This is a genomic window from Lysinibacillus sp. LZ02 (assembly GCF_050613145.1).
Classification (GTDB): Bacteria; Bacillota; Bacilli; order Bacillales_A; family Planococcaceae; genus Lysinibacillus_B.
On the sequence record NZ_CP192507.1, the window covers coordinates 604732 to 618652 of the forward strand.

Consider the following 13921-nt stretch of genomic DNA (forward strand, 5'->3'; position numbering starts at 1 on the left):
TGGGTGATTGGGATGAAGCTTTACACAAAAACAGGTGATAAAGGGCAAACAAGTATCATCGGAGGGCGTGTTGATAAAGATCACGCACGAGTTGAAGCCTACGGGACAATTGATGAGTTAAATTCTGTCATTGGCAAGGCTGTATCAGAGTTAGATAAAGGGATTTTTGCGGATATTTTAGCGGATCTTGAGGCGATTCAGCATGAGTTATTTGATGGCGGCGGCGATTTAGCCAATGTGATGAAAAATCGCGTGTATAAGCTAACAGAAGCACCAATCGAAGTCATGGAAAAGCGAATCGATAAGCTTTCTGAAGAGGCCCCTGCATTGAAGCGTTTTATTTTGCCAGGAGGTGCTCCGGCAGCGGCAACACTTCATATGGCAAGAACAATTGCGCGCCGTGCAGAACGTCAAACGGTCACATTAATGCGCGAAGTCGAGGATGTATCACCTGTTGTGCAAAAATATTTAAACCGTTTATCGGATTATTTATTTGCCGCAGCGCGTGTTGTCAACTTCCGTTTAAGTATTCCAGATGTAGAATACATTCGTAGTGGCGATGTTTTTAAGTAAATAGTAACTTCCCCTCTCAATGCATTTTGAGAGGGTTTTTAATGTGTATTTATAAAAAATAAAGATTTTTATAGCTAGGTAGCAGGATATTCTCGAAAAGGTATAGAATTTCTCTAAATAAGAATGAGGCTGTTCAATCTTTATATACAAAATTTTCTGACGTTTGTGACGAAAAACTGTTGACTGAATGCTCATTCATAATTACAATAATACTAATAGTATTAATATGGAAATATAATTTATTTATAGTAAGTTATGATGGAGATGTATAAGGGGAGTAATCATCTTAGTGTGACTTGCTTAGGGGGGATTTGTAGTGAATAATACACTATTAATTGTGAACTGGATAGCTACAATTGCGGTTATTTTGTATGCGTTAGGGTTATTTGCATACTTATTAAAAACACGCTATCAGTTTATTCAGTTAGGGAGAAAAGAAGAGTTCGAACAGAAATTTAGCGAACGCATTAGTGATTTAGTCGAAAAAGTATTCGGTCAATCGAAGCTATTAAAAGACAAGAAGATGGGATTAATCCACGTTCTGTTCTTCTATGGATTCTTAATGGTACAGTTCGGCGCGATTGATTTAATTTGGAAAGGGCTAGCACCTGGTTCCCATTTACCATTAGGGGGACTTTACGGGTTCTTTACGTTCTTCCAAGAAATCGTTGCAGTAGTTATTTTAGTTGCCGTATTTGGCGCATTTTATCGCCGTTATATTGAAAAACTTGTCCGCTTAAAGCGCGGCTGGAAAAATGGTTTAGTACTGATTTTTATCGGTGGGTTAATGACATCGACATTAATCGGTAACGGTATGAGTTTAATTTGGCATGACCATAGTTTTAACGGCTATGAGCCAGTTGCATCAAGCATTGCTTGGGTATTCCAATGGATTTCACCAACAGTAGCTGCTGCTGTATTTTACATTATGTGGTGGGTGCATTTAGTCATCTTATTAACATTCTTAGTGTATGTACCACAAGGTAAACACTTCCACTTAATTACGAGTATCGTCAACGTTGGGGTGAACCGCTTAGAGCGTAAAGGGACACTACGTCCAATTGACTTTGCAGCACTTGAAGAAGCAGAAGATGAGGCAGATATGCCAGCACTTGGTGTTGGGAAAATTCAAGACTTCACACAAAAGCAATTACTTGATTTATATGCTTGTGTAGAGTGTGGTCGTTGTACGAATATGTGTCCAGCAACAGGTACAGGGAAAATGTTATCACCGATGGACTTACTCGTGAAATTACGTGATCATTTAACTTTCACAGGGGCAGTTGTCACAAAACAAAAGCCTTGGGTACCATTCCAATTCTTTAACAATACACAAGGAAACCAGTTAGCGATTGCTGCAGCAGGTGGCGGTACGCTTGAGTCTATTTATGACCGTGAGTTAATCGGTGGCGTAATTACAGAAGAAGAAATTTGGGCTTGTACGACTTGTCGTAACTGTGAAGATCAATGTCCAGTCATGAATGAGCACGTAGATAAAATTATCGACCTTCGTCGTTATTTAACGATGACAGAAGGAAAAGTAAACCCAGATGCACAACGCGCGATGACAAATATCGAGCGTCAAGGTAATCCATGGGGCTTAAACCGTAAAGAAAAAGAAAACTGGCGTGAGTTAGATGAATCTATCGACATTCCAACTGTGAAAGAGGCGAAGAAATCTGGAGAAGGCTTCGAGTATTTATTCTGGGTTGGTTCGATGGGGGCATTCGACAATCGTTCACAAAAAATTGCATTATCCTTTGCACGTTTACTGAACGAAGCAGGTGTCAAGTTTGCGATTTTAGGAAACAAAGAGAAAAACTCTGGGGATACGCCGCGTCGTCTTGGAAATGAGTTCTTATTCCAAGAGCTAGCGACAGGAAATATTGAAGAGTTTGAGAAAAATGAAGTAACAAAAATCGTGACAATCGATCCGCATGCATACAATATTTTCAAAAATGAGTATCAGGATTTCGGTTGGTCAGGTGAAGTATATCACCATACAGAGCTTCTGTATGACTTAATTAAACAAGGTCGCTTAACGATGAATCACCGTGTAGAAGAAACAATCGTATTCCATGATTCATGTTACTTAGGTCGTTACAATGACGTATACGATCCACCACGTGAAATTTTAAAAGGGATTCCAGGTGTGGAGCTTGTTGAGATGGAACGTAACCGCGAAACAGGTATGTGCTGTGGCGCAGGTGGTGGTTTAATGTGGATGGAAGAGCATGTTGGAAATCGTATTAACGTTGCACGTACAGAACAAGCGTTGGCAACAGACGCTTCCGTTATTTCTTCAGGCTGTCCGTACTGCTTAACAATGTTACAAGATGGTACGAAAGCAAAAGAAGTAGAGGACAAAGTCGGTACATTCGACATTGCCGAGCTATTAGTGCGCGCTGTATTTGGTGATGGTGAAGCTGCGAAAGAAGAAACAGTAGAAGACGACATCATTGAAGAAACAGATGCAGGCGTAGTAGCAATGACGGCAACTGAAGCAGAGACAAAACAAGTAGCGCCACCTGAAAGCAGTAAGCAAATGATTGCCCAGGAAGCAGTAGTGGAAGAAGTGCCTGTGATGGAAGAAACACCTACTGTAGAACAGCATCACGAAGAGGTACATCCGGAGGCGCAAGGTGTTGTAGCAGTTGAGATTCCAGAAACAGCTGAGGAAAAAACACAAGATACAGTGAAGCCAGAAGTGCATGCAGCAGAAGAAGCTGTTGCAATCATAGATACACAAAAGTAATGAAAAGCATCTACTCGTACGAGAAATCGTATGAGTAGATGCTTGTTTCATTTTAGTTAAGATAATAGACAAAAAGTTTAAGATAATAGACAAACTCGGAACATTAATAGACAAAAGATTTAAGTTAATAGACAAACCCGAGTGATTAATAGACAAACCATCTATTCAACCTTAAATATTATCGTTTTCCCACTTGTTACAGCCCGTCCATTAGTAGATTTAATCGCATCTGTCATCACAAGTGTATAAATTTCGCCAGATGTATAACCTTGGTCTGGGGCATGTACAAATACTTTTTTCCCTTCACTTGAAAATGTTAAACCATTCACTCGTTCACCTGCTGCATTGACAACATACACCGTATTCTCGTTCAGTGAGCGTGGGTCAACGGGTTGGCTAAATGTGATAGTCCATGTTTTGTTTTTCTCATATGCTTGTAATGTAGAGGGATGTATCATCGTTAGCGTGTAAGAATAATCCTTCCCATTATAGCTATGTGCTAAAATGTTTCCTGTTTCTACAACATCAAGAAAATGAATGGCTTGTTTCAAGTTACCGACGATTTGTGCTGTTTTAGGATCATAAGCTACTGTAGATACTGATTTATTAAAGCTATGCAACAATACGTAGTCATTTAACAGTGTCAATAAATCCCGTTCATCGTGCTGGCGAGCAAATTGTTTGCCAAGTGCATACCCTTCGTCAAATAAATAAAAAGATTGATCTGTCATGAGATAAGTTGGATATTCATAATCAGACGAATAAGCGATTTCACTATCGAGCGTTGTAGTAGAGAGTTGCATCGTATCTAAATTAAGCAGCAAATACTGGTCATCATATGAGAAAGCAAAGCGATTTCCTGTTGAGAAGAAATCATAATAGAGCTCATCTTCTCCAAATTCAATTTCCTTCACGATTTGTCCTTGTGCATTAAATTCGATAAAACGGTGTGTCATCTGTGTATCATCTGTTTGATGAACCGAATTAATATACATCATATAGCGGTCCGGTTGACTAAAATCCACTTTTTCGTAAGAAATCGCATCAAAATAACGCTCCCATTTATAAACGAATACTGAAACGAAATTGACGATGTGATCTTTTGGGAAATGAGGCTCCAACGTTACGGTTTGATTGATATTACGTACTGGATCTTTAATATCTACATCAACAGTAGCTAACTCTGCACAGAAATCTTCACCGGCGCAAGGTGTTAATGTAGGGCGTTCGTACACAATTTCAGGAAATGCAAGCTCTTCCCCAAATAAATTAAATCCAAGCATCGGTACAAGATTGACCCCATCATAAAAGTAAAATTGCCCATCTATTATGTCCCAATACCTCGCTTGTTCTAAATACGTGAAGTAATTTTCATCTTCAAGTGACCACACAATATTTAAGTTTTCATCATACAATACTAGACTCATCAGCTCTGTATCATAAAACATTAAATAGGCTTGTCCATCCTCCGACTTAAACGGGAATACATAACCGCTCTTTAGTAAAAGTTTCTTTTGAATTTTTCCATTATCACGATGTAACTTATAAAAATCAAAAAGCAATTGTTCCTCATCTGCTGTATAGCTAATGGCTAATACATCACCTGTTGATGTTGACAGTGCCGTGTATAAGCTATAGTCAAGTGTGCGACTCCATTGCTCATTAAAAGCAATGTCTGTCTTTGCACTAGCAGGCAGTGTAAAACTACATAAAAAAAGGCAGCATATCATTATTATAACGCTACGTTTCAGATTCACGTTCATCCCTCCTAAAACTATCATACAACCAATATAGCAAAATTATCCAAGTTTTAAGCTTCATAAATTGTTAAATTTAAAAAATTTTAAAAAATGTATTTGAAAATGTTCTAATTATTTAGTATATTTTATACAAATAGTTTTTGTTATTTTTTTGCAGTTAAACTGAGCGAGCGTTCAGTCGATGGCGAACAAATACATAAACTCAATCTAAGCAAAGGGGTGTTGAAGATTGAATAAAACAGTTATTTTAGATGGTGCACGTACAGCATTTGGGAAATTTGGTGGTGCATTCACCAACTTACAAGCGAGTGACTTAGGTGGTATTGCGATTAAAGCAGCAATGGAAAAAGCAAACATTAACCCGAGTGATGTGGGAGAAGTCATTATTGGAACGGTGTTGCAAGCAGGGCAGGGACAAATTCCGTCAAGACAAGCGGCAAGCAAAGCAGATATTCCTTGGCATGTGAAAACGGAAACGATTAACAAAGTTTGTGCTTCTGGCATGCGCAGCATTACATTAGGCGATCAGCTGATTCGTTTAGGAGAAGAGGAAGTCATTGTAGCTGGTGGAATGGAATCGATGTCAAATGCACCGTACTATTTACCAAAAGGTCGCTTTGGCTTCCGTATGGGCGATGCAAGTGTAGTAGATGGCATGGTATACGACGGACTTTCTTGTGCATTTGACCCGAAAAATCCGCATATGGGTATTTACGGGAATGCTACTGCAGATGAATTCCAACTGACACGTGAGCAGCAAGACAAATGGGCTGCACGTAGTCATCAGTTAGCTGAAGCTTCACGTGAGAAGTTTGCACAAGAAATTGTGCCAGTAGAAATTCCACAGCGCAAAGGTGAGCCGATTGTTGTAAGCGAAGATGAATCGATTCGACCAGGCACTTCTGTTGAAACGCTTGCAAAGCTACGTCCAGCATTCGTGAAAGACGGCACGATTACAGCGGGGAATGCACCAGGAATCAATGATGGTGCTTGTGCAGTCGTACTCATGAGCGAGGAACGTGCTCAAAAAGAAGAGCGTACGCCACTTGCAACCATTTTGGCACATGCAGAAGTTGCCGTAGAACCAAAAGACTTCCCACAAACACCGGGATTAGTCATTAATGAATTATTAAAGAAAACAGGCAAAACGGTTGATGACATTGACTTAGTTGAAATTAACGAAGCATTTGCAGCAGTTGCCCTCGTAAGTAATCAAATTGCAGGGCTTGCAGAAGAGAAAGTAAATGTAAACGGTGGTGCAGTCGCACTTGGACACCCAATCGGAGCAAGTGGTGCGCGGATCATTTTAACATTAGCATATGAATTAAAACGTCGTGGCGGCGGTATCGGCATTGCAGCAATTTGCTCAGGTGGCGGTCAAGGGGATGCAGTCATGATTGAAGTCAAAGGGGATGAATAACAATGACAATTCAAAAGGTAATGGTCATCGGTGCAGGACAAATGGGATCAGGGATTGCACAAGTATGTGCGCAGGCTGGCTTTGATGTAAAACTAAATGACATGAAACGAGAATTTTTCGAGCGTGGTTTAGGTGTGATCACAAAGAACTTATCACGCGATGTAGAAAAAGGTCGTAAAACAGAAGAAGAGAAACAAGCGATTTTAAATCGCATCACCATGTCATTGGATTTACAAGATGCAGCAGATGTCGACATTGTCATTGAAGCAGCGGTTGAAAGTATGGAAATCAAGCAATCTATCTTTAAGCAACTAGATGAAATTGCACCGCAGCAAGCGATTTTAGCTACGAATACATCGAGCCTACCAATTACCGAAATTGCAGCGGTCACAAACCGTCCAGAGAAAGTCATTGGTATGCATTTTATGAATCCGGTACCGGTCATGAAGCTAGTGGAAATCATTCGTGGTTTAGCAACGGCAGATGAAGTATATCAAGCGGTGGAAGAAATGACATACAAGCTGGATAAAACACCAGTTGAAGTAAATGATTTCCCAGGTTTCGTTGCGAACCGCATTTTACTTCCGATGATTAACGAAGCAATTTATGCACTGTATGAAGGCGTTGCAACGAAAGAAGCCATCGATGATGTGATGAAGCTCGGTATGAATCATCCGATGGGACCGTTAACGCTCGCTGACTTTATCGGCTTAGATACATGCCTGTATATTATGGAAATTTTACACGAAGGGCTTGGCGATTCGAAATACCGCCCATGTCCATTACTACGGAAGTATGTGGCAGCAGGTTGGTTAGGGAAAAAATCAGGTCGAGGTTTCTACGTTTACGAATAAGGGGTGCACATCATGGAACTACGTTTTACAGAAGAACAAGATATGATTCGTCAAATGGTACGCGATTTTGCGCAAACGGAAATTGAACCATTTGTTGAGCGTATGGAACAGGGAGAGTTTCCGCGTGACATTTTAAAGAAAATGGGTGAGCTTGGCTTAATGGGCACAACTGCACCAGAAAGTCTTGGCGGATCAGAGATGGATTTCACATCCTATATTATTGCCATTCATGAGTTATCTAAAGTCAGTGCAGTAGTAGGGGTAATCCTTTCTGTACATACATCGGTTGGAACAAACCCGATTCTATATTTTGGTAACGATGCGCAAAAGCAAAAGTATGTACCAAAATTAGCAAGCGGTGAATATTTAGGGGCATTTTGTTTAACAGAACCGAGTGCAGGTAGTGATGCAGGATCGTTAAAAACACGTGCTGTAAAAGACGGCGACAACTACATCATTAACGGTTCGAAAGTATTCATTACAAATGGTGGCGAGGCAGATGTATACATTGTGTTTGCGTCGACAAATCCAGAGCAAGGAACACGTGGTATTTCAGCATTTGTCGTGGAAAAGGGAACACCTGGATTAATCATCGGTAAAGATGAGCATAAAATGGGGCTTCACGGTTCGCGTACATTACAGCTAACGTTTGAAAATATGGTTGTACCAGCTGAAAACTTACTTGGTGTTGAAGGAGAAGGATTTAAGATTGCAATGGCGAATTTAGATATTGGACGGATCGGTATTGCGGCACAAGCACTTGGGACAGCAGAAGCTGCACTCGAAGCCGCAACAAATTACGCAAAAGAGCGTGTACAATTCGGCAAGCCAATCGTTGCAAATCAAGGGGTAGCATTCAAATTAGCCGATATGGCAACAGCGGTTGAAGCAGCGCGCTTACTCGTGTACCGCGCAGCCGATCTTCGTTCAAAAGGTCTGCCATGTGGCAAGGAAGCATCGATGGCTAAATTATTTGCTTCTAAAACAGCGATGGATGTGGCGATAGAAGCTGTGCAAATTTTCGGTGGCTATGGCTACACGAAAGATTATCCAGTAGAACGTTATTTCCGTGATGCGAAAGTAATGGAAATTTACGAAGGTACATCGGAAATTCAACGCATTGTGATTAGCAAGCATTTGATGAGTTAGTCAAAGGCTTTTAAGACCTTACTATATAAATAAATTTCATTTTAACAAAAAGGGGATTTGGAGAATGAACTTTCAATTAACAGAAGAACACGAACAATTACGTGAAATGATTCGCGACTTTGCAGTAAATGAAGTAGCACCGACAGCAGCAGAACGTGATGAAAATGAAACATTCGACCGCGCTATTTTTGATAAAATGGCGGAGCTAGGGTTAACAGGTATTCCGTGGCCAGAAGAATACGGTGGTGCAGGCTTTGACTACTTAGCATATTGTATCGCAGTAGAAGAACTTTCACGTGTATGTGCATCGACAGGGGTAACATTATCAGCGCACACGTCTCTTGCAGGCTGGCCGATTTATAAATTCGGTAACGAGGAGCAAAAGCAAAAATATTTGCGTCCAATGGCAGAAGGTACAAAAATCGGTGCATACGGCTTAACAGAGCCTAGCTCAGGATCTGATGCTGGCGGGATGAAAACATACGCTGTAAAAGACGGCGATGACTATGTATTAAATGGTTCAAAAATCTTCATTACAAATGGTGGAGTTGCAGATATTTACGTTGTATTTGCGGTAACAGATCCAGAATCAAAGAATAAAGGTACGTCAGCGTTTATCGTAGAAGCAGATTTCCCAGGTTTCTCCGTTGGGAAGAAAGAATCGAAGCTGGGGATTCGTTCATCGCCAACGACAGAAATTATGTTTGAAAACTGTCGTGTACCAAAAGAAAACCTTCTTGGGGAAGAAGGAGAAGGTTTCGTAATCGCGATGAAAACATTAGACGGTGGTCGTAACGGGATTGCCGCACAAGCAGTTGGCATTGCACAAGGCGCTCTAGATGCAGCGGTTGAATATGCGAAAGAGCGTGTACAGTTTGGTAAGCCAATTGCAGCAAATCAAGGGGTATCATTTAAACTTGCAGATATGGCAACAGCAACAGAAGCATCACGTTTACTAACTTATCAAGCAGCTTGGTTAGAATCAAACGATCTTCCATACGGAAAAGCTTCTGCGATGGCAAAATTAATGGCTGGGGATACAGCGATGAGTGTCACAACAGAGGCTGTACAAATTTTCGGTGGTTACGGCTATACAAAAGACTATCCGGTAGAGCGTTTCATGCGTGATGCAAAAATTACGCAAATTTACGAAGGTACACAAGAAATTCAACGCCTTGTAATTTCGCGTATGGTGACAAAGTAGTACATGACAGATAAGATTCGTGTAGAAACATCTGTCAAAGATGAAAGCCTCATTGAGATTCGGCGTAAACAAATTATCCGAGCAGGTGTTAATTTATTTCGCGAAAAGGGCTTTCATCGAGCGACAACAAGAGAGATTGCCAAAGCTGCAGGGTTTAGTATCGGCACACTGTATGAATATATTCGTACGAAGGAAGACGTGTTGTATTTAGTATGTGATAGCATTTTTAACGAAGTAATGGATCGTCTTTCTCATTTTTCGACAAATCCAGGGACCATTGATTCTCTGAAAGAAGCAATTCGCCAATATTTTCTTCTTATTGATAATATGCTTGATGAATTTACCATCATGTATCAAGAAACAAAATCTTTGCCGAAAGACGCCATGCGATACGTCCTAAGTAAAGAGCTTGAAATGGTCGCGATTTTTCAAAAAATGATAGCCGATTGTGTAGAGAATGGTGTCTTAGACCTAAACGAAAAAGAGCTGTTTCTTGCAGCGAATCACTTAGCCGTTCAGGGACAGTCTTGGGCATTCCGAAAATGGGCCATGAAACACCATTACACAATTGAAGAATATATTGAACTGCAAACGAATTTGTTTTTAAACGGCGTTTTGCATTTTAGAAACTAGAGGTAACACCGTTAATTGCATACATTATGTGGCAATTGGCGGTGTTATTTACCTTCATCTTCATGCTCAGTAGGGGTGCTGAGCGGTTAAACAAAGGGATATTTTACAAAGCAAAGGGGAGTTCCATATGACAACACAAGTAGAAACAAAAGCGGAGATGACAGTTGAAAACAAAGTGCAAGTATATAAACCTACACATCACGTACGTTTTGTGACGGCATCTAGTTTATTTGATGGACATGATGTATCCGTGAACATTATTCGCCGAATTTTACAGGCAAGTGGGGCAGAAGTTATTCACTTAGGGCACAATCGTTCAGTAGAAGAAGTGGTCAATGCAGCCATTCAAGAAGATGCACAAGGGATTGCTGTATCGAGCTATCAAGGTGGGCATATGGAGTACTTCAAGTATATGTATGATTTACTACGTGAAAAAGGCGCACCACATATTAAAATTTACGGCGGCGGTGGGGGCGTAATTCTGCCTCGCGAAATTAAAGAATTGCATGAGTATGGGATTAGCGGGATTTTCTCACCGGAAGATGGTCGCCGTCTCGGCTTACAAGGCATGATTAATGAAAAAATCAAAGGGGCAGACTTCTCTACATTAGCGGACGACTATGTGGAAAAACTTGAAAAGCTTTCGACGGATACACCTGAGATTTTAGCTAATTTAATTACAGCAGCTGAAATAGGGGGAGAAGATGTCGCACCATTACTGCAAGTGGCACGCGTGAACTCGAAACATACACCTGTTCTAGGTATTACAGGAACGGGCGGCGCAGGGAAATCAAGCTTAACAGATGAATTAATTCGCCGATTTTTACAAGAGTTCCCGGATAAGAAGGTTGCGATTCTTTCGGTCGATCCAACAAAGCAAAAAACAGGTGGCGCCTTACTTGGTGACCGTATCCGTATGAATGCGATTTTCAATCAGCGTGTATATATGCGTAGCTTAGCGACACGCGGATCGCGTACAGAGTTATCTGCTTCGATTGGTGATGTGCTCGATGTCGTAAAAGCGGCAGGCTATGATTTAATCATCGTAGAAACGAGTGGTATCGGGCAAGGAGATGCAGAAATTACAAAGTATACGGATCTCTCTATGTATGTGATGACAAGCGAGTTCGGTGCACCGACGCAACTTGAAAAAATCGATATGATTGATTATGCAAATATTATTGCGATCAATAAGTTTGAGCGTAAAGGTTCTGAAGATGCGCTTCGCCAAGTACAAAAACAAATGCAACGTTCACGTGAAGCGTGGACTACGGATTTAGATGAGATGCCGGTATACGGTACAATCGCTTCTCAATTCAATGACAAAGGAACGAACTCTCTATTTGCAGCGCTTGTACGTTTAATCAATGAAAAATTCGACTACAATTGGCACACATCTTACGAGCAATCGGTAAAAACACAAAAGCAAGATGTCATTATTCCAAATGACCGTCGCTACTATTTACGTGAAATCACAGATACAGTACGTGGTTATCATAAAAAGGCAGCAGAGCAGGTAGAACTAGCACGTAGATTGTATCAATTAGAAGGCACATTAAAGCAATTACCAGCTACAGAGGAAGCATTAATTGCTTCGTTAAATTCGCTCATTACAGGTGTTCGTGATGAGCTAACGAAAGAATCAAAAACGATTTTAAGTAACTGGCAAACGTTAAAAGAGGCTTATGCGGGTGATGAGCTTGTCACAAAGGTTCGTGATAAAGAAATTCGCACAATCCTGAAAACAAAGTCGCTATCAGGCACAAAAATTCCGAAAGTGGCATTGCCAAAATATGAAGACTACGGCGAGATTTTACGCTGGGTATATGCTGAAAACGTACCAGGCTCATTCCCATATACAGCAGGGGTTTTCCCGTTCAAGCGTGAAGGGGAAGATCCGAAGCGTCAGTTTGCGGGTGAAGGGACACCGGAGCGTACGAATAAACGTTTCCACTATTTATCGAAAGATGATGACGCAAAACGTTTATCGACGGCCTTTGACTCGGTTACTCTTTACGGAGAGGACCCACATATTCGTCCTGATATTTACGGGAAAATTGGCGAATCGGGTGTGAATGTATGTACATTAGATGATATGAAAAAGTTATACAATGGCTTTGATCTATGTGCACCGAGTACATCGGTATCGATGACGATTAACGGTCCAGCGCCAATTATTTTAGCAATGTTTATGAATACGGCGATTGATCAGCAAGTGAAAAAACGTGAGCAAGAGCTTGGGCGCACGTTAACCGTAGAAGAATTTACAGAAACACGTGAAGCGACGTTACAAGTCGTGCGTGGTACAGTGCAGGCAGATATTTTAAAAGAGGATCAAGGGCAAAATACTTGTATTTTCAGTACAGAATTTGCACTACGTATGATGGGCGATATTCAGCAGTACTTTATCGATCACAAAGTGCGTAATTACTATTCTGTATCGATTTCTGGCTATCATATTGCGGAAGCAGGCGCTAACCCTATTTCGCAGCTAGCCTTTACACTGGGGAATGGCTTTACGTATGTGGAGTACTATTTAAGTCGTGGCATGCATATCGATGATTTTGCACCGAACTTATCATTCTTCTTCTCAAACGGACTAGATCCAGAATATACAGTGATTGGGCGTGTCGCACGTCGTATTTGGGCTGTAACAATGCGAGATAAATACGGTGCCAATGAGCGCTCACAAAAGCTTAAGTATCACGTACAAACATCAGGTCGAAGCCTACACGCACAAGAAATCGACTTTAACGATATTCGTACAACACTACAAGCGTTAATGGCATTACAAGATAACTGTAACTCGCTACACACAAATGCATATGACGAAGCAATTACGACACCAACAGAAGAGTCTGTGCGTCGTGCGATGGCTATTCAAATGATTATTACAAAAGAGCATGGCCTATCGAAAAATGAAAATCCGCTACAAGGAGCTTTCATTATGGAGGAGTTAACGGATTTAGTAGAGCAGGCAGTACTTGCTGAATTTGATCGTATGAATGATCGCGGTGGTGTACTTGGTGCGATGGAAACGCAATATCAGCGTGGTAAAATCCAGGAAGAATCGATGTACTATGAGCACTTAAAACATTCAGGCGAACTGCCGATTATTGGCGTGAATACGTACTTAAATCCAAATCTAGCTTCCGATGAGGCGATTGATTCAATGGAAATTGCCCGTGCATCAAAAGCAGAAAAAGATACACAAATTGTAAACTTACAGGCATTCCAAGAGCGGAATGTAGCACAGATCGATCAAGCGCTTAATCGTTTAAAACAAGTAGCGGTTACAGGTGGTAATATTTTCGCGGAGTTAATGGAGACTGTGAGAGTAGCAAGTCTTGGTCAAATTACACGAGCGCTTTACGAAGTGGGCGGGCAATATCGTCGAAATATGTAAGCTTACCCGAAAGGTTTGAATTTATTTTTACAAAAAATTCTAGATTGATTAGAAAAATGCTCGCTTAATGACTTCTTTTTAATAACGAGCTAGTTACGCGTCTTCTTTTACACGACGATTTCTCGCTAATTTTGTATACTAGCTTTAAAGACAGCAAGGAGGTGGCA

9 protein-coding genes are annotated in these 13921 nt (G+C 40.9%); 8 read left to right on the plus strand and 1 reads right to left on the minus strand.

What is annotated here, in order from left to right:
- The first annotated feature begins 12 nt into the window (after positions 1–12).
- Positions 13–573 (plus strand): cob(I)yrinic acid a,c-diamide adenosyltransferase, encoded by a 561-nt coding sequence (locus ACQQ2I_RS02800; protein ID WP_431029043.1) that lies wholly within the window; start codon positions 13–15, stop codon positions 571–573.
- A 316-nt stretch (positions 574–889) separates the two neighbouring features.
- Complete coding sequence (locus ACQQ2I_RS02805; RefSeq protein ID WP_431029044.1) at positions 890–3328, plus strand: (Fe-S)-binding protein; 2439 nt, start codon at positions 890–892, stop codon at positions 3326–3328.
- A 161-nt stretch (positions 3329–3489) separates the two neighbouring features.
- Here the strand turns inward: ACQQ2I_RS02805 and ACQQ2I_RS02810 are convergent, their stop codons facing one another.
- Positions 3490–5085, minus strand: coding sequence for an Ig-like domain-containing protein (locus tag ACQQ2I_RS02810; protein WP_431029046.1), 1596 nt, complete (start codon positions 5083–5085; stop codon positions 3490–3492).
- Between the two features lie 232 nt (positions 5086–5317).
- Between ACQQ2I_RS02810 and ACQQ2I_RS02815 the strand changes: the two genes are divergently transcribed.
- The 6 genes from ACQQ2I_RS02815 to icmF all read left to right on the plus strand — a co-directional run bounded on the left by ACQQ2I_RS02815 (position 5318) and on the right by icmF (position 13754).
- A complete protein-coding gene (locus ACQQ2I_RS02815; RefSeq protein WP_431029047.1) occupies positions 5318–6508 on the plus strand; it encodes an acetyl-CoA C-acetyltransferase in 1191 nt (396 codons plus the stop codon).
- A gap of 2 nt (positions 6509–6510) precedes the next feature.
- Positions 6511–7362 carry a 3-hydroxybutyryl-CoA dehydrogenase gene (locus ACQQ2I_RS02820; protein ID WP_431029048.1) on the plus strand — a complete coding sequence of 284 codons (852 nt, stop codon included), beginning with the start codon at positions 6511–6513 and terminating at the stop codon, positions 7360–7362.
- A gap of 12 nt (positions 7363–7374) precedes the next feature.
- Positions 7375–8511: an acyl-CoA dehydrogenase gene (locus ACQQ2I_RS02825; RefSeq protein WP_431029049.1), complete on the plus strand. Its 1137-nt coding sequence runs from the start codon at positions 7375–7377 to the stop codon at positions 8509–8511.
- Between the two features lie 64 nt (positions 8512–8575).
- Positions 8576–9715: an acyl-CoA dehydrogenase gene (locus ACQQ2I_RS02830; protein WP_431029050.1), complete on the plus strand. Its 1140-nt coding sequence runs from the start codon at positions 8576–8578 to the stop codon at positions 9713–9715.
- A gap of 3 nt (positions 9716–9718) precedes the next feature.
- Positions 9719–10348 (plus strand): TetR/AcrR family transcriptional regulator, encoded by a 630-nt coding sequence (locus tag ACQQ2I_RS02835; RefSeq protein WP_431029051.1) that lies wholly within the window; start codon positions 9719–9721, stop codon positions 10346–10348.
- Positions 10349–10505: 157 nt separating this feature from the next.
- Positions 10506–13754 carry a fused isobutyryl-CoA mutase/GTPase IcmF gene (gene icmF / locus ACQQ2I_RS02840; RefSeq protein WP_431030434.1) on the plus strand — a complete coding sequence of 1083 codons (3249 nt, stop codon included), beginning with the start codon at positions 10506–10508 and terminating at the stop codon, positions 13752–13754.
- The last annotated feature ends 167 nt before the right edge of the window (positions 13755–13921 follow it).

Excerpts from the sequence above, each read along its gene's own strand:
- icmF (WP_431030434.1), top strand. The coding sequence starts at position 10,506 with ATGACAGTTGAAAACAAAGTGCAAGTATATAAACCTACACATCACGTA.
- ACQQ2I_RS02800 (WP_431029043.1), top strand. The coding sequence starts at position 13 with ATGAAGCTTTACACAAAAACAGGTGATAAAGGGCAAACAAGTATCATC.
- ACQQ2I_RS02825 (WP_431029049.1), top strand. The coding sequence starts at position 7,375 with ATGGAACTACGTTTTACAGAAGAACAAGATATGATTCGTCAAATGGTA.
- ACQQ2I_RS02820 (WP_431029048.1), top strand. The coding sequence starts at position 6,511 with ATGACAATTCAAAAGGTAATGGTCATCGGTGCAGGACAAATGGGATCA.
- ACQQ2I_RS02830 (WP_431029050.1), top strand. The coding sequence starts at position 8,576 with ATGAACTTTCAATTAACAGAAGAACACGAACAATTACGTGAAATGATT.
- ACQQ2I_RS02835 (WP_431029051.1), top strand. The coding sequence starts at position 9,719 with ATGACAGATAAGATTCGTGTAGAAACATCTGTCAAAGATGAAAGCCTC.